Origin of the sequence: Methanosarcina hadiensis, assembly GCF_046529725.1 — an archaeon.
Classification (GTDB): Archaea; Halobacteriota; Methanosarcinia; order Methanosarcinales; family Methanosarcinaceae; genus Methanosarcina; species Methanosarcina hadiensis.
In genome coordinates this window covers 1,904,653-1,921,628 of record NZ_CP136241.1, presented here as the reverse complement: position 1 = coordinate 1,921,628, position 16,976 = coordinate 1,904,653, and the positions used below count along the sequence as shown (strand labels likewise).

Annotated in this window: 17 protein-coding genes; 8 read left to right on the top strand and 9 right to left on the bottom strand. The window is 39.9% G+C overall.

The window, feature by feature from the left end; genetic code table 11:
- Positions 1–31 precede the first annotated feature (31 nt).
- Together RSJ42_RS08190 and RSJ42_RS08185 are read right to left on the bottom strand one after the other, a co-directional pair.
- Entirely contained in the window at positions 32–1,147 is a 1,116-nt protein-coding gene (locus RSJ42_RS08190) for a restriction endonuclease (RefSeq protein WP_410510079.1), read from the bottom strand.
- Positions 1,128–1,538 carry a hypothetical protein gene (locus RSJ42_RS08185; protein ID WP_410510078.1) on the bottom strand — a complete coding sequence of 137 codons (411 nt, stop codon included), beginning with the start codon at positions 1,536–1,538 and terminating at the stop codon, positions 1,128–1,130. Before RSJ42_RS08185 ends, RSJ42_RS08190 begins: the two co-directional genes overlap by 20 nt.
- Positions 1,539–1,709: 171 nt before the next feature.
- Here RSJ42_RS08185 and RSJ42_RS08180 point away from each other — a divergent pair, with 171 nt between their 5' ends.
- The 6 genes from RSJ42_RS08180 (at position 1,710) to RSJ42_RS08155 (ending at position 6,349) form a co-directional block, all read left to right on the top strand.
- A complete protein-coding gene (locus RSJ42_RS08180; RefSeq protein ID WP_410510077.1) occupies positions 1,710–2,192 on the top strand; it encodes a hypothetical protein in 483 nt (160 codons plus the stop codon).
- A 39-nt stretch (positions 2,193–2,231) separates the two neighbouring features.
- On the top strand, positions 2,232–3,128 hold the full coding sequence (locus RSJ42_RS08175) for a hypothetical protein (RefSeq protein ID WP_410510076.1): 897 nt from the start codon (positions 2,232–2,234) through the stop codon (positions 3,126–3,128).
- Positions 3,129–3,321: 193 nt separating this feature from the next.
- The gene (locus RSJ42_RS08170; RefSeq protein ID WP_410510075.1) at positions 3,322–4,473 is read left to right on the top strand and encodes a DUF2157 domain-containing protein; all 1,152 of its coding nucleotides are present in this window, start codon (positions 3,322–3,324) and stop codon (positions 4,471–4,473) included.
- An 88-nt stretch (positions 4,474–4,561) separates the two neighbouring features.
- Positions 4,562–5,137, top strand: a complete 576-nt coding sequence (locus RSJ42_RS08165) for a GDYXXLXY domain-containing protein (protein ID WP_410510074.1) — start codon at positions 4,562–4,564, stop codon at positions 5,135–5,137.
- A 532-nt stretch (positions 5,138–5,669) separates the two neighbouring features.
- Positions 5,670–5,828: a hypothetical protein gene (locus RSJ42_RS08160; RefSeq protein WP_410510073.1), complete on the top strand. Its 159-nt coding sequence runs from the start codon at positions 5,670–5,672 to the stop codon at positions 5,826–5,828.
- Positions 5,829–5,863: 35 nt separating this feature from the next.
- Entirely contained in the window at positions 5,864–6,349 is a 486-nt protein-coding gene (locus tag RSJ42_RS08155) for a hypothetical protein (RefSeq protein ID WP_410510072.1), read from the top strand.
- Positions 6,350–6,504: 155 nt separating this feature from the next.
- Here the strand turns inward: RSJ42_RS08155 and RSJ42_RS08150 are convergent, their stop codons facing one another.
- The 6 genes from RSJ42_RS08150 to RSJ42_RS08125 all read right to left on the bottom strand — a co-directional run bounded on the left by RSJ42_RS08150 (position 6,505) and on the right by RSJ42_RS08125 (position 12,902).
- A complete protein-coding gene (locus RSJ42_RS08150) occupies positions 6,505–7,722 on the bottom strand; it encodes a homocitrate synthase family protein (RefSeq protein ID WP_410510340.1) in 1,218 nt (405 codons plus the stop codon).
- A gap of 411 nt (positions 7,723–8,133) precedes the next feature.
- Positions 8,134–8,961, bottom strand: a complete 828-nt coding sequence (locus tag RSJ42_RS08145; protein WP_410510071.1) for an NAD(+)/NADH kinase — start codon at positions 8,959–8,961, stop codon at positions 8,134–8,136.
- A gap of 1 nt (position 8,962) precedes the next feature.
- Positions 8,963–9,769, bottom strand: coding sequence for a bifunctional fructose-bisphosphatase/inositol-phosphate phosphatase (locus RSJ42_RS08140; protein ID WP_410510070.1), 807 nt, complete (start codon positions 9,767–9,769; stop codon positions 8,963–8,965).
- Positions 9,770–9,927: 158 nt separating this feature from the next.
- On the bottom strand, positions 9,928–10,935 hold the full coding sequence (locus tag RSJ42_RS08135) for a type II glyceraldehyde-3-phosphate dehydrogenase (protein ID WP_410510069.1): 1,008 nt from the start codon (positions 10,933–10,935) through the stop codon (positions 9,928–9,930).
- 738 nt (positions 10,936–11,673) lie between these two features.
- Positions 11,674–11,862, bottom strand: a complete 189-nt coding sequence (locus tag RSJ42_RS08130) for a CooT family nickel-binding protein (RefSeq protein WP_410510068.1) — start codon at positions 11,860–11,862, stop codon at positions 11,674–11,676.
- 158 nt (positions 11,863–12,020) lie between these two features.
- Entirely contained in the window at positions 12,021–12,902 is an 882-nt protein-coding gene (locus RSJ42_RS08125; protein WP_410510067.1) for a damage-control phosphatase ARMT1 family protein, read from the bottom strand.
- Positions 12,903–13,193: 291 nt separating this feature from the next.
- On the opposite strand from RSJ42_RS08125, the gene RSJ42_RS08120 reads away from it, so the two are divergent.
- Both RSJ42_RS08120 and RSJ42_RS08115 read left to right on the top strand, forming a co-directional pair.
- On the top strand, positions 13,194–14,714 hold the full coding sequence (locus tag RSJ42_RS08120; protein WP_410510066.1) for a sulfatase-like hydrolase/transferase: 1,521 nt from the start codon (positions 13,194–13,196) through the stop codon (positions 14,712–14,714).
- Between the two features lie 655 nt (positions 14,715–15,369).
- The gene (locus RSJ42_RS08115; RefSeq protein ID WP_410510065.1) at positions 15,370–16,401 is read left to right on the top strand and encodes a cation diffusion facilitator family transporter; all 1,032 of its coding nucleotides are present in this window, start codon (positions 15,370–15,372) and stop codon (positions 16,399–16,401) included.
- Positions 16,402–16,582: 181 nt separating this feature from the next.
- On the opposite strand, the gene RSJ42_RS08110 is transcribed toward RSJ42_RS08115, so the two are convergent.
- Positions 16,583–16,867, bottom strand: coding sequence for an acylphosphatase (locus tag RSJ42_RS08110; RefSeq protein ID WP_410510064.1), 285 nt, complete (start codon positions 16,865–16,867; stop codon positions 16,583–16,585).
- Positions 16,868–16,976 lie beyond the last annotated feature (109 nt).

Genomic DNA, 16,976 nt, shown 5'->3' with positions numbered 1-16,976 from the left:
TGTTTTATGTGCGCTTACAGAAGGGTTAACTTTAATCTGATATCGAAATATACTTTACGATTTCATTTGCCCGATATAAATGACCAAAACCTGACGCTAGATGTGTCCTTAAATTTGTAATAACTTCGAAGGTCAAATCTTTGTCATCTGAGATTGTATGCACTTTCATGGCGCGAAAATTTATAAGAGCTGCACCCCACTCTTTTCTAGCATTTAAGAATTTAGGAGAAGTACTGTATAGACTGTTTTCTTCTATTGCTCTTTTTATCTCTTGGTCAAAGTTTATGAGTGTGGCATAATCAAGATTCAAATCAGTTATCATAGCTGGATAATAAGTATTTAGTAATAATGAAGAGCTATGGAAATGTTGTAACCATTCTTTATCTTGAAATATGTTTTGCGAAATTTTATTGAGCAGCTTCTCAAGCCCTTTTCTGTCAATTAGCTCAATACTATTTGCTCTAGCCAATTCTTTTGCGGAATCAGTAAAATAGCTATTTGTAACTACCATACCTTGAGTGCATTTGTATAACCCCTTTGCAGCTACAACTTCCTGTACTGCTCCATTTGAGACTTTATTAGAGTACCTTTTGACTTGAACAGCGGTTTTTACGCCTTCATTTGATGTTAAAATAAGATCTGCACCCTGATCGTCTGATAACTGAGTATGATGTACCGAATATCCTAAGCTTTCAAAAACATGCTTGATACATTTTTCAAACTTATATCCATCCATTGTGTCTATCTCTACTAACGTGCATCGGGTTGCATTTAGCGATTCTGGATCTACTAATTTCCATCCATGACCTTCTTTTGCTTTGTTTGAGTATCCCGCTTTATAGGCTGGGATTTCATCAATTTTTTGGTTTTTAGATAATGTGTATTCTGTAGATAGTGCTAAAACATTACTTAATTGGTCAGATGGTTGCTGTTTTATATCAGGCAGTTGATTTTTTATAGCTCTATACACTAACCACAAAGCAAGAAATAGAAATGAAGCGATATGCCCATATAGTAAAAGTAGAATGTCAATTACGAACCACCAAAAGGATATAGTTTTCCTTTTTTTCACGGTTTTTTCAATAGGCTTATCAATTTGTAACTCGTCACCAGGTTTAGCGGGGTCTTTAAACCACACAAGCGGCATCACTATTTCTATATTCCTCCTCTTCTTCTATCTCCAGATACTTCATTACAATAGCAAAATCAGCTAAAGATTGAACAAAGGCAATAACAACACCAATTACCGGAAGTAAAATCAAAACTAACGTAGCATAAATCACGAAGCTAAGTGGCTGTACAACAAACATATCAGAGAAAATTTGGAAAGTTGGTGTGCAGAAAGACCACGAAAAGTAAAGATATGCAACACATGAAATGAAACCAAGTAAGGTAATAGGCTTCGAGAGTTCTGAATTACGCTTGATAATTAAATAATATAAAGCACCATAAAAACCTAATATGAAAAAACCGGCAGCTAAGCCCCTTATAAAAAGATCAATAGGAATAAAAGACTCAATTCCAACCGCTTCTGACATCTTTAAACCTTCTATTTACTGTTAATAGAAGGAGTAAATAACTTTTCTGATTTTGTTACGAGTTGATAAGGTTATGGTCGAGAATACTTTCACACATAACTAAATATTTTTATATGACATAATGTATGTAAAATGATATATTTTAGTGGTTTTTGGAGTTGTTGAAAAGCTGTGGGTTTAATTTCAATTGACCAGTGGATACAGTTAGGTCCAGTAATTGTTCAGTTCTTGGCAATAGTTGCATCCGGTTTATTTGTAGGATATCAGATCAAGAGTGCAAAGACTAGCGAAATTGAGTTTAAAGTACACGAGCTACACAAAGAACAATATTCTAAATTGATAGATTTACTTAAAAAAGCGCTTATGGCGATCAAGGATCAAAAAAAATATAAAATTGATCAAAATGAATGGCTTGATGTCCAAATGGGAATGTCAATGTATGCTTCGGGAAAGGTACTAAAGGCATACATCAATTTAATCAAATTATCACAAGAAAATAAAAACCCAATGCTAGTAACTAAGCAGATTGGAGACCTGATTTTGCTGATGAGAAAGGAAGTAGGTCTTGAAGATAGCAATCTAACAGGTCGAGATGTTCTGAGTACATTTATAACCGATATAAACGACTCTAAGTATGATCAATATTTTATGTAAACAAAGTGGATATAATATATGTTTTGAGAGTTGTTGACTTTGGAACAAGGTTATCAAATTATACCACCAAGATATGACTATACCTATTTTGAATTGTTTTTACGGTACATTACTACTATTGAGCCTGAGATATTTACAGAAACAGTTATTCGCTACAAAGATCCTGAAAAGGAAGATCTGAAAATATCTCATGCATATAAGTGGGCTGGATCATTGCTGGATAAGTTTAACGCTGCCTCAATACTACGGAATGAAGTTTTACATCAAATTCTTATGTGGAAAAACGAAATTGAGCAAGTAAAGGAAAGAGGGTTTGGCAGTGGAATTCAAAGAATAATTCTTTTGGTTAAGTATGAGACTTTCCTTAATTCGATTTATAGCTTGTGTGAAAATATTAGCTTCTTAGTAAAGGAGCTTTACCCTAAAGCAAGTTTACCACGCGGATTTAATGATCAAAAGACGAAACACCTTGACAGAATAAAAACTTTAGATAGTTATTATGCAGAAATATTGGCTACTACTGATTGGTATGATGAAATTCATTCAATGAGAACTGAAGCCACTCATTATTTGTCAGGGTTTATATTCATTTCAGATTCGGGAGTCCCCGGTTACTTTAATGATAAACCATATAGCATGAGAGGGAATACAGAGATAATAGATGAAGAAGATATTGAGAAACATGTTGTAGAGACATACAATAAAGTGTATTCTTTTGTAATGCAAATTTCTAAGCATTTTATGGAATTACGGTGTAACAAGAATAAACCAATTGGTGAGCTGTGCTTAATTGGTAGTAGGTCAGGAGTCCGTACAATGACACTGAATGATTATTTACATCAGAATCCACCAAGATGTGAAGCATTAGAATTTAATTGTCCAGTTGAAGAGAAATGTACTGCGCTGAATAAACCCTCTGAGAGAAAAATAACGTAAAGTACTAGTTTGAACTGGCATCTCTTTTTTAGCAATCCTATAAGGCTCATCGCAAGCTTCAATGCCCAAATACACCTGCCGCCCTCTTTTATTCTTCAAAGTTTTCCAGAAAAAATACAATTTCTGCGTCAAACATATTCTGCAATAAATATATTAAAAAGACGTAAATACAACATACTAATATATTAAAAATATGTTCGATGATAACTTGATCCAGAAATGGCTGGATGAAGGTACAATCAACCATGCCCAGGCAGAAAAAATGCGGGCTGACCTTGCCGAGTATAAAACGGAACACAGGTCAAAAAGGCAGGTCATTGCTTTCTCAACCATCGGGGCGATTTTAATTGGAATTGGAGCCATTCTGTTTGTGGCGTCCAACTGGGAAAAAATCGGGAATAGCTTTAAGGTTCTTCTGCTCGTAGGAAGCACAATAGGCATACATTATGCAGGTTATCATTTCAAATATGAAGATCAGAAATATCCCAGGCTTGGTTCTGCACTGATTTTGCTTTCAGCACTGTTCTTTGGAGCCAGTATTTTTTTAATAGCTCAAATTTACAATATTAACGCCAATAACAGCACTCTTGTCCTGATCTGGATTATTGGAGTTTTTCCACTGATTTACGGTTACATGTCAGCTCCGATAGCCGGACTCTGCTCTCTCCTATTTTACCTCTGGATTGGACTTCTATACACGGAAAGAACCGACCTTGAAAATTTAATCAGTATGAAAGACCTGTATCTCATGTCAGGTATTGCCGTCTATTTTGCCGGAATTCTTCACAGCCTTATAGAAAAAGCAAAACATGCTGAAAGGACTTTTAAATTCATGGGATTACAGGCGATACTTATTGCTTTGTTTGTACACACTTTTGAAATCTGGCAGTATAAAGTAGAGGAAATAATCCCTGTAATTTATGCTATTTCAGGAATCCTGCTTCTGGCAGTCCTGCTCTCAAAACCGCTCCGTGAAAAGTCCGGCAGCTTTCAGGCAGATATCAGTATACCCGTAATTGCGCTGTTAATGGCCGGGATAACTCTTACAACAATATACCTTCCTGCTTCGGAAAAAGTTTACATGATTTTATTTAACGTGATCTTCCTTGGACTTTTGACTCTGGTCCTTTACGCAGGGTATAACATGGAAGATATAGGGATAGTAAGTACTGCAATGTTCTGGTTTATCCTGCTCATTTTTGCAAGATATTTCGACTTCTTCTGGGAATTGCTTCCAAGGTCGCTCTTCTTCATGCTCGGAGGAATTGTCCTGCTGGTCATAAGTGTTGTCCTGGAAAGGAAAAGAAAAGAATTAAAGGTCCAATTTTCCGGAGGGAAACTATGACAGGCAGTTTTCTGAGTTTTAAGAATCATAAAGCCAAGGTCAGTTCGGAAACAGGAGGTTCGGAAACAGGAGTAAGGAGGAATAGGCAATGAACCAGAAGAAAATCCTCTATTTTACTGTAGTTTTCTGGCTCCTGATTTTTTCAGGCTTTATCCTGTATAAAGAATATACCCTCAGGACAGGAACAGAGATTGTACTCAAAACCGAGCCAGTAGACCCAAGAGATCTTTTCAGGGGAGACTACGTAATCCTTAATTACGAGATAAGTACCCTTGACCTGGAAAAGATTGAGGCTGAAGATACTTATTTTGAATACAACGACCGTATATATCTGGCACTTGAACTTAAAAATGGATACGGAATGGTCAAAAAGATCTCTAAAAACCCTCCCGACGATGAGCTTTACATTAAAGGTACGGTGAAAGAAATCATTTATGACTGGGAAGAAAATGAAGACAGCCTTATAGCTGAAGAACCCCAAATCAAAGAACTCAGAGTTGAGTACGGCATCGAGAGCTATTTCGTTCCCGAGGGTAGGGGCAGAGAGATTGAAAATCAACAATGGACCGGGAGAGAAGGAGTTGATGTAAAGGTTGTTGTCGACAAATATGGAAATGCCGTAATAAAGAGCTTATTAATTGGCGGGAAAGAGGTAGAGATTTAAGCCTTATCAAACAACACGCAATACTTTTCATTAATTTACTAATAAATATTAGAAGTCTCCGCCAGCTTGTCTGGCGATCCTTCCTTAAAGAAAAAAACTGAGTACAAAAAAGAGGATTATAAAGTAAAACGAATAAATTTCGATTTTGCTTTAGGGATAATTTTAAGATTTTCATATGTTTTTACTGCACACCTTTCTTTTTTCTCTTCTTTTTGATAAAGCCGCTCTCCTGCATCGAGTGGGACAAAAAAGGTTCGATATAGCTATTACTGCTGATGGGTTTCAGTTTTAATTTAATTATTTTAGCCGGCTCATTGGCAAAACCAATTAATTAACTTCTAAATAGTCCTCTCGAGTTCAGTTCACTTCTACAATCCATAAATTAGTCCTCTTGAGCGAGCGAAGCGAGTGAAAAGGACGGCGGGCTCCCGAATCGCAACTCGGGATGGAAAGATATTAATTCGATAAGTCTGAGTAATAATATGTGGGCAATATGATTACAGTAAGCCCATAACAAAACCTGGAGGTAGTAATGATGTGTAGTGTTGGAGACCCATTTGATTTCAATATGGAAGGAAAATTGCCCGTTAAACATTATATATGCAATGACTGCGGGAATAAATTCAAAGGCATTGGTAAGAATGTAAAGTGTCCGTCCTGCCAGTCCAGCAACGTATCGGAATCCAATTAATAATCAGCTGGATTTCTTTGATACTTATTTTTAACATGAATGACTCGACTTCTTCTAAAGACATTTCACTGACCGAAAGTGAAATGCTTCTCCTGCGCGGTAAGGCAGGAATAGTAGCTATAGTGAAAGCAGGCTCTAGTGGACAGTTCTTTCTGGAAACTGAAAATGAAGAGATTGTACTCGGAATGGAACCCCATGACCTGATTGTAGCTTCTGCACTTTCTGTGGATGGGAAAATTGAGAAAGGGCTTAAATGTGTCCTTTTCATGATTCGGGAAATCAGGTCACCGTTAATAGTTCTTCCAAAGAACCATCCTGCATCACCAAGGCTCCCGATCGTAGTGTCGGTTGGTAAAAGGACCGTACTGAGCTGCCACATCACACCAGGCACGCACCCGAATCAGGACGTACTATGCGGTTCAAATGAATTTGACAGTCTGGAGATAACAGGAACACTGGAAGGCGTACAAATAAAAAATATGCCAGCCTGTGAAGTTCTGAAAATTAACTTTGATATCTGAAAATTCCTTTGTTAAGAAAAACCCTTTAATATTTAGAAAAAGTGAGAATGAATCGTTAGAAACATTCTCATTTGAGTATTTTCATCTGAGCATACTTATTTAGCATACTTATTTAGCATTCTCATTCAGTATTCCAGTCTATCACATACTTCAGTTTAGATAGAAAACTTCTCTTTTTCGCTGCCTGGGGTTTTCTGTTCCTGCTTTACCTGAGTAATCATCTTCTCAAGCTGGTCTCTTGAGATGCTTTTGCGCTTTTCTTCGGTGCAGACCTTAACTTTTTCAATCAGGGCACAGAGCTCTTCCCTCTCAAGGCAGAAACCAATGCTATTAATGATGCCTTTAAGGGCTTTTGTGCCTGTGTGTTTTCCGACAACAAGGTTGCGTTTTCCGCCGACCATTTCAGGAAGGAAAAGTTCGTAGGTACGGGGCTCTTCAAGAATTGCAGCAACATGGATTCCGGACTCATGGGTAAAGGCATTCTGTCCGACAATGGCCTTGTTTACTGAAGGAGTAATGCCTGAGTATTCCGAAACCATTCTGGAGAGAGCATTGAGTTTTGTAGTATCGTAGCGGTCTATCCCGTACTGTACCCTCAGTGCAACCAGGACTTCTTCCAGGGAAGCGTTTCCTGCCCTTTCTCCTATAGCATTAACTGTTGTATGAAGCTGTTTTGCTCCGGCTTCGGCGGCTGCAAGGGTATTGGCTGTTGCCATACCGAGGTCGTCATGGCAGTGAATACAGATCGAAGTGTTTACGGACTTGAAAATCTCACTTACAAGGTAATGGGTTGTTTTGGGGTTCAGGATCCCAACCGTATCCGCAAGGCTTACGTACTGCACTTTGTAATCTTTTTCAACTTCTTTGAAAGCCTGTTTCAGACGGTCAACCGGAGTTCGGCTTGCGTCTTCGGCTGCAAAACGCACTTTTAAACCGTGGTCAGTTGCATATTCAATAGCTTCCTTGGCGCAGCCGAGCATATCTTCAAGGCTTCGGTGGTACTTGTACTTCAGGTGCATGTCGGACATTGCAATGAAGATGCTAACTATATCAACATCACATTCAAGGGCAGCATCAACATCCCCCTTTACTGCTCTTGAGAGACAGCAGATCCTTGAATTAAAGCCCTGGTTTGCAATTTCCTTTACGATTTCTTTTTCGTATGCGGAAACTACCGGAAAGCCGGCTTCTATCACTTCAATACCCATGGAATCAAGTTCACTGGCTACTGCCAGCTTCTGTTCTTTGGAGAACACAACGCCAGGGGTCTGCTCCCCATCGCGAAGGGTTACATCACAGATTTCGATATCAAGGGGGCGATAATCGATGAAGTCCATAAGTGTGTTTCTGGAGTACTGCTCGCTCTCTGACATGGTTACTGTTTCCCGTGATTTTCTCATTTTGAGGAATTGTGATTATTTTTAATGATATTTATGTTAACTGCCCTTAAAATCAACTCAAAGGCTGGATAAGAAATTATGAGGCTAAAACTCCATGAATAGTCAAAAAATCTCATGTTTAGCAAGATTAGCATTAGCTTTACCTACATATGTATAAATGTTTTCCTTGGAGGAAAAGAGTTTCCGAGGCAATATTACTATATTTTGCAGGGAGATATACTGCCTGAACTGAACTAATCTTTAGAAATTGAGCCTCAGGTTTTAGCTTTCGAAACAATACAAGAAACAATATAAAATACCATTCTGCATGCTTCAGTGAATTGAAAAAAGGCAAATAAAGATATGAAATTAAACAAGCGAGTCAATGAAGTAAAAAAGGACTTTTCAGGAAAGTTTCCTCTGGACTCTCTCATAAAAGCATGTGTCTGATATCCTGACAAAACGTGCAGGGTATTTCGATTTTTTTAGTTTTACAACATCATCGGGTCTGATCCTGTAAGATTTCTGTCCGTCAATTGCAATTACAGCTTCTTTTTTGTGGTCCGTCAGTTTTACTGTAACTTCGCTGTCCGAAGGAATGACCCAGGGTCTTGAGGAAAGCTTGAAAGGGGCAACAGGAACTACAACAATTGCATTTACCCTCGGGTTTATTATAGGGCCTCCTGCGCTCATTGCATACGCAGTCGAGCCTGTTGGGGTTGCAAAAACAACACCGTCCGCACGCATCTCATCAAGAAGGCAGTCATTGACATAGACTTCGAACTGGATAATTTTTGCGGGTTTTCCGGACATTACAGCAATCTCATTGGTAGCGGTTTCAAGCATTTCTCCATTGAGGAATACATCCACACGCATCCTTTCAATATAAGAAAAACCATACAGGACTTCTTCTATAGTCTCAATCGCATCTTCAGGCTCCACGTCTACGAGAAACCCGAGAGTACCCATGTTAATTCCCAGTATAGGAAGAGGGTCCTTCATTTTGGCAATATTCCGAAGGACTGTCCCATCGCCTCCCACGCTTATAATGAGCTCGACTCCTTCATCTCTCATTTTTTCGACAGGAATACCTTCAATACCCAGTACTTCAGCTGTGGCTGTAGAGACAAAAATCTGGACATGGGAACTGAAATGCGAAAGAATATCCCTTACCATATCGAGAACTTCAGGCCTGTCGCAGCGTGATGCAATCCCTATCTTTTTTATAGCCAAATTATCCCTCTGATAGCAGATTTAGAATTTTGTTATGCACATGCCCATTGGACGCAACCATCTCCACCCTGGCAGTAACATTATCGGGAAGCCTCAGGATATTTCCACTCCCGTCAGTAACACGTCCGCCGGCTTCCTCAAGGATAAGCTGCCCTGCTGCAACATCGGTTACACGCAGAGCTCTTCTTACATCCACAAAGACATCAAGCCTGCCTGAAGCTACATAGCATAGTTCAAGCGCGACACTTCCGAACACCCTGACACGCCGGACATTCCTGTATATCTTCCTGGTCCTTTCCACATTCTGCCTGTAGCCGTACACGCTGGCACAGAGGGTCTTAAGGTCTGAATTAGAGGAAGGTTTAATTATTTTCCCGTTAAGGTAAGCTCCTTTTCCAGCTTCCGCATAAAATTCCTCTTTTAATGCAAGGTTGCTCACATACCCGAATCTGAGGTCTGAGAGGTCGTGAGAAGCAAAAGCAATTGAAACGCTGTAGAAAGGAATTCCTGTAGAAGCATTATATGTGCCGTCCAGAGGGTCAAGCACAACAGAAAACTCGGGAGATTTCCCGATAATGAGTTCTCCAAGCTCTTCACTCAGTATCCTCATGGACCTGCCGTCGGCTTTAAGCACCTCAACTATGGCATCTTCTGCTGCCTGGTCTATACCTGTAGTCGGCGTTCCGTCAGCTCCCATATGTATGAAGCTGCTTGCCGAATCAGTGCCTGCAAGCCCGCTGGTTGCATCGCATGCAGCCTTAAAAGCCTCCCGACACAGATTTAAAAAGCTTGAATCTAAAGTCGTCAAGGATCGAATCCCGTCCAATCAGAGAATTCTCTTTTCCATAGCCCGTATAAGGGCTCCAGAAATAAAGGTTTCGAAAACCAGAACTCAGGCAGCTCGCAGGTTTCATCTCAGAATACCACCCGGGTGCACTGAGTTCCGGGATAAAGCCCTTATTGGACTTAGAGCCCAAGGGCTTTATTTGTTTTCATGATTGATTTTGCGCCGTTGCTCTCGAGTTCCATCATTGCGCGGATAGCATCCACATTTTCCGGAACCACAATTGATTCCTGGTGGATTGCCTGGAAGAAGTAAAGTTCCCCTTCGTGCATGGTGATCGAGTCGGACCAGACGCAGTTCTCCCACATATCATTTCTTGGGCGCTTGATATCCCTGGCAAATTCCATGATTTCGGCTGTTGAAGCTATGCCCTGCCCCACGAAACGGACTCTCGACTGGTACCCGAGAACTTTCCTGACATCTTCGGCAGTACATTTGTCTCCAAGTTCCATGTTAACCGTGTGCAGGTGCATCAGGGTTGTCGGGATTTTCATGGCAGCTGATGTGATATTGATGTGAGGAATAACGGTCTTTACGTCGGGACCGTGGTGGGAAGGCAGCTTTATCGGGTCAGGCACAATTGCATTTATAGGCCCTTTCTTAATATCATTGGGGTCTACGGCTCTTCTGGCAAGAGTTACCCTTACCTTATTCACCCCGAAGGCTTTGTCTATCGGATAGATAACTCTGCAAAGCCCTGTAGTGTTGCAGGAAACAACTCTTACGAAATCAAGGCCAAGCGCTCCTTCGTAGTTTGCAATGGCATTAAAGGAATAGCCAGCAAGTTCATGCTCCTCACCGCCCTGCCAGATAGCTTTAACTCCTGCTTTCTGGTACAGGTCCTTATTTTCTTCCCCAATCCCACCAGGGGTACAGTCCACAACAAGGTCGGATTTCTTTACCATTTCCTCTATGCTACCGGCAGCAGGAATTCCTGCTTTTTCAAAAGCCCCCAGATTAGCAGCAGGTGCATATATGTCAAACCCGAGCTGGTGGGCTACTGCAGCCTCATAGTTAGGCTTTGTTTTCGAAACCCCTATGATTTCCATGTCATCCTGTGCCTGTACGGCGTCTGCAACTCTTTTTCCTATGGTTCCGTAACCGTTTACTGCAATCTTTGCTTTGACCATTATTATCCGTCCTGTTTGATTTCTTTCACCCTATCAGGAGATATTTTGTTAATAGATTTATTATACTTTTATTATAACAGTTTAGATCAATAACTTAAAACTGGAAATTTGGCTTCTTCGGATCTGTGATTTCAGGGCATCATTTTATTACACAGACCCAAATTCAGATATAATTTTAAAGTGTTTCATACATTTAAAATGTACTACCACTAAAGGGACGCTATAAACTGCCCTATTTCCCATCCAGGTAATTAAAGTTAATTGGTAAGTAATTCAAGCATTTAATTTACGCCTGAATATATACCCTATCTGGATATGCCTCAGATCACACTCAGGTATAGATTAAAAACAGATAAATGCTTTTCTCGAGAATCTATCAATATTGAAGAGAGCAGAGGAAAAATACAGGTTTTAGAAGCACTCGACCTTTCTCAGCAGAAAATTACTTGCATCTTTTATCTGCTGCTCAGATATGCCTGAAAACCTGAAAAAAATTTACCAGCCGTATAAGGAGCTTATCGGAAAAACAAGCCAAACCTGATAAAAGACTTATAAAATTCGGTAATACTTAGTTTTAAGGTGAATTCTATTTTATCTATTTTATTCTTTTTTGATTCCCATCTCACTGATAATTATGCATAAAAGGTAACATTGAACGGTTAGTATATTTGAGAACACATTTAGCAACTTTTGAGAATAACGTTTAACAGCTTTTTCCAGAAAATTAAAAAGTAAATATTATTTAGATAAAATAATCGCCTCTCCACGTGAAAAATTGATTTCCTTGACAGAGCCCTCAACCGTCATCCTGTCCCCAAGGATTCCGGTAAGCTGGATTGAGTCTCCTTCAACCTGGATCTTTGCTACAGAGTCCATGATCCTCTCTCTGTTTTCTCCACTTAACAAGACTACATTGATTTCACACATTTTTAGATCTCTCCTTTTATGTTATTTCCATTTATTCCATCAGGGGTTTCTTACCAGTATAAAGTATTTTCATTAACCATAAAGTATTTTCATTAATCACATAATTTGTGGTTCTGCTCAATAAAAAGCTGCCGAAAATACCCGGAAATCACCAGTTTTCAGGGGTAGTTCATCAATTTAGCTACCGATAAGCCCGGTTCAAGCCCCAGGTCTTCAGCCACACACTCGCATTTTGTAAGGAGCATGTAAGCTATGGGTCCGAAGTTATGCTCCGAAAGAGTCTCGTAGTTTGCCATGCCTTTACTGATTATTAAGGTTGCATTTTTCATGGCTTCTAGGAGTTCGACAGGAGCTTCCTCTACAAGGACGCCCACGGCGTTTGAACCTGTAGTCATCACTCTGTCTACCTTTTTATCTATCTCGAATTCTTTTACCTCCTCTAAAGTCACGTCCGTAAGTATGGGACCTCCGCGCACTACCAGGGTGATTTTTCCTCCGAGTTTTTTAATCACGTCGAAAACAATCATATCAAAAAGAATCTCCCCACAGTTGTCAGCAATGTAGACAACGTCCTCAAGCAAACCAAGCATTTTAGGGGTGTCGTCAACGTCAAGCCCCTGCTCGAAATATTTCATGAAAGCGGCTTCAAATTTGTCCTCACTGGCATCAAAGCCCATAATCCCGAAATCAAAATAATTTGCAACAACCGATGCCAGTACTGCCCGCCTGAAGAGATCCCCGTCATCGGGAGAGTTTTCATAGATCTTTTCTTTTGCTGCAGGCAGGACCTTTAGAGCAGCCTGGTTGATTAGCTTTTTCGTAACTTCATAAGGGTCGTTATCCTCCAGGACTTCATAGCATTTTCTATGAATTTTTGTGGCTACACTTGCTGATACTGCCTCAGGGCTGTAATGTTTGTTCATGACTCCGAGACACTCATGCAGTGTCTTGCTTATAAGATCTTCATCATCAGTAGAAAGCTTGGATTGGAAATGCACTCTGGAAAGCAGACAGTAAGTACAGCGTGGACTCATTTTCATGGAAATTCTTCCTGTTGTTTAGATGTGGACCTGGATTTTTCGGGATATAACTGGATATGTGTGGCAAATGTTATACATTTACTCTTCCAGCGTATAAACCTGAAAATAAACATTTAAATAGGTTACCTCAAACCTAATCTTAAAAAATAAAGAATCTTTAAAAGAAAGACTTTTAAGAAAAAATCTTTAAAAGAAAGACTCTTAAGAAAGAATCTTTAAAAGATGTATGTTTATCTATATTTCCTCAAAATGATAAATTCTTTATAGGTAAAGTTTCTAAAATATTTTACAATGACAGATGGAACCCAAAGTATCAAATCATTTTCAGTTTTGATTTTACTCACAGTAACATTATTGACCTTCTTTTCATTGTTTCCGACTCCTGCCTGTGCACTAACCGAAGTAGAAGTAAATTCGGTAAATACACCTGACGGTGCAGTTGTATTGATTGTGGATGGTCTAAGTGCCCCTTTTATTTATTCCGAACTTAAGCCGCACGCACTTGATGGTGAACCCCTGGAAAAGGCCAGGCTTGAGAATATTCCCAGGATAGCCAAAAGCAGTGCACAGATTCTCGATTTCCGTGCTCCTCAGACATTCACCGAAGGCGGGCATTCTGTCCTTGTCACCGGAAACCCGGATGCAAACAGTGAGTTTGTCAGTTTTAAAGATGCAAATATCTTCGATATTTTACACGAAGAAGGCTACCTCTGCATTGCAGTAATGGAAAAAGGAGATTCATGGTCAATCTGTGCAGAGCAGGATGCCGTCCTCAGGGATAAGAACAATTCCATAAAGAATATACAGATGGTGCTCGAGCAATATGATCATTCTCAATATTCTTCCGTGCCATCCGGGCTTTTGCAGCTTATGAGGGAAAAGGCTGACACTGCCCCTGGGTATGTTACTTCAAAAGAGACGCGAGACAGGTATAACGGGTATAACAGGTGGGGCATCGATACAGCCTGCGCTGTCGTGGAATACATGGAGAAAAGCAATCCAGACCAGAAATACCTGCTGACCGTCAACGTAGGAGCAATTGATATGAGCGGGCATTACAGGGACAATTATGGGTACATAGACTGCATCGAAAACCTTGATTCCGAACTTTTACCACTTTACAGCCTGTGTGAAAAAAATAATCTTGCTTTTGTCCTGACAGCAGACCATGGGATGGCTTTTTCTGCAGACGGTTCCAAAGGAGGGCACCAGTCCGAGAAATATTCAGTCTCTGACGAGGCACAGATGGTTCCTTTCATTGCATACTCTCAGGATATTGAGAGCGGAGTTATCAGGGGAGGGTTCGGTCAGGAGGATTTTGCTCCGACTTTTCTTGGAATCCTTGATATCCCGGACAGGCCCAGGTTTGCAAAAGGAGAGCAGATCCTCCTTACAGGGCACGTAAACCTGAAAGTCGAGCTTCCGGAAAGAGGATCAGTGGAGCTAAGAAAAGATGGAGAAGTTATTTCATCTCCTGCAAATGACGACCAGTTCCTTTTCCTCGGGCTTGAGCCGGATAACTCTTACACAGTCAGGGCTACCCTGAACTCCGGAAATAGACTTGAAGAAAAGGAAAAAGAGTTTTTCCTTAAAACCGATTCCGTGATCGATTTTGGGAATGAAGAAGCTGAAACAAAGGAAAGTGAATCCACCCTTAATGGTGAAAAGGAAGAAGCCAGTTCGGCAGGCATTTTAGGGGGAGGGTTTTCGATTTCAGGAAAGGGTTCAAATCATCTTGCAGGATATTTTCTGATAGGAGCAATAAACCTTGCAGGGTTTTTCATGATTATGAAAATCATGAAAAAAGATTGAAAAAAAGATTGAAAAATATAGATGACTCTTAAGATCGCATTCTTCTGAAAAACAGAAAGCTCCTTAACCTTTTGCAATGAAAGGCAGAAGTGTCCAGAGTAGAAGTGTTCATTTATACAGTGATGTTTCAGATTGAAACCCTGTAATTATTCCTTATTTTACTGTAATCCGGCTCTCTTACCATTTTTACGATAATCCTGTTCAATTATCATTTTTATGATAATCCTGTTCAATTATCATTCTTGTGATAATTCAGCCCATCTATTGTTTATTATGCCAGTTTTGCCTGTGTATACTTCGCCATTATTTTTTACCACATTTCAGTTTTGTCATCTATTTTATCCGCATTTTTCCCTCTCCCTTATTAGCAGACGGAGCTACAAATTCTCAGGAATAAAGAGTAGCCATTTTGAATAAAATAATATATAAATAAACTAGATAAAATTACTTTATAAAGAAATCATTAATATAGATTACAGATACATATTTATTAAATATTTATTAGCCATAATCGAGCCATCTAACTAAGCCCACAAAAAATGTCTGAAATCGATTAAAACTTCAGATTTTTTAGCGCGGCCTTTGCTCCAGAGAATGATTATAAGCCAGAAGAACCTGGGCCAGAAGAACCGAAAATCGATTTCCTTTAACGGAAGTGACCAGAGAAATGGAATATGAAGAGAGGTTTGATCAGGCTGTCCATGTTACATGGGTCGGGCTTTTCATGAACCTAGGACTGGCTGTTTTTAAATTATTTGCAGGTATAATAGGAAACAGTGCTGCAATGATAGCAGATGCTGTCCATTCCCTTTCGGATTTTCTTACTGATATTGTGGTAATCTTTGGCTTTAAAATTGCGAAAAAGCCTGTGGATGAAAGCCACAACTACGGTCACGGAAAAATTGAGACTCTTTCTGCAAGCCTTGTCGGGCTCATGCTTTTAATTGTAGCCGGCCAGATTATGCTTTACGGACTCCGAAATACTTTGACGTTTATTGGAGGAGATGCCCTTGAACAGCCTGCTTCTATAGCTTTTTATGCAGCCCTTGTTTCCGTAGTTTCAAAAGAATTCATGTATCAATACACAATCCTGGAAGCCCGAAAAATAAACAGTATGGCTCTTACCGCCAATGCCTGGCACCACCGTTCTGATGCCTTTTCCTCAGTCTGTACCATGATAGGAATCGGGGCTGCAGTCTTTCTGGGAGGAAGATGGGTTGTACTGGATCCTTTGATGGCGGTTTTCCTGAGTTTCATCATACTTAAGGTCGCCCTGAAGATTTTTCACAGCAGCATAAACGAACTTATAGAGGCATCCCTTGATGAAGAAACCGAGGGTGAGATCCGGCAGATTATAAAGAAAACCGAAGGAGTAAAAGCCCTTTCAAACCTTAAGACAAGGAAAATAGGAAACAACATAGCTGTAGATATTCGCGTTAAAGTGGACAATGCTCTGGACATCGGAGAAGCAAACAGGATTTCCATCCATGTGGAACATAACCTGAAAAAAACCTTCGGGCCCTATACTTACGCTCTTGTGAAAACCGAGCCCTATGAGCGCGAGCCCCTGGGAAACCCGGATGATGACGAAAGCCCGGAATATCCGGTAAACCCGGAAAAACATAGGATATGCCTTAGAAATCATCCTGATAACCAGAGGCAAAACAGTAAAAGCAGAAATTATTAACAGATTCGGAATTTTCTATTGAATAATCCAGAAAACAGTGAATATAAAAAATAATTTTCATATAAATAAATTATTATCTAATGCAATTATTATCTAATGCAATTATTATCTAATGCAATTATTATCTAATGCAATTATAAAAAAAGGATATTACAAAAACATTAATTTATTTCAAAGGATATTATCCCGGGGAGAGTTCATATACATTTCCGAGGGCTTCAGTAAAAGTTACGTCAATGTCTTCTACGTGCGCAAAAGTCGGTCCTTTCCGCAGTTCGTTTATTAAAAGCTCAAGGGATTCCCGCCTGCCTTCAGCAAGAACAAAAACTCTTCCATCCCTGAGGTTTATGGGATTGCATTCCACTCCAAAGCGGTCAGCAGCATTTCTTGCAAATCTTCGAAAACCTACGCCCTGCACCCTTCCGGATACAAGGATTTCCGCCCGCACAGTTTCTCCAGAGGTCACAAGTGGCTATTTTGACTAAGAGCGATATATATTTATGGTTAGTTTTGCTGGCAAAATAGCCTGAAACCTGTTTTTAAATCGGAAGAAGAAAGCATCAGATCAAAGGGGA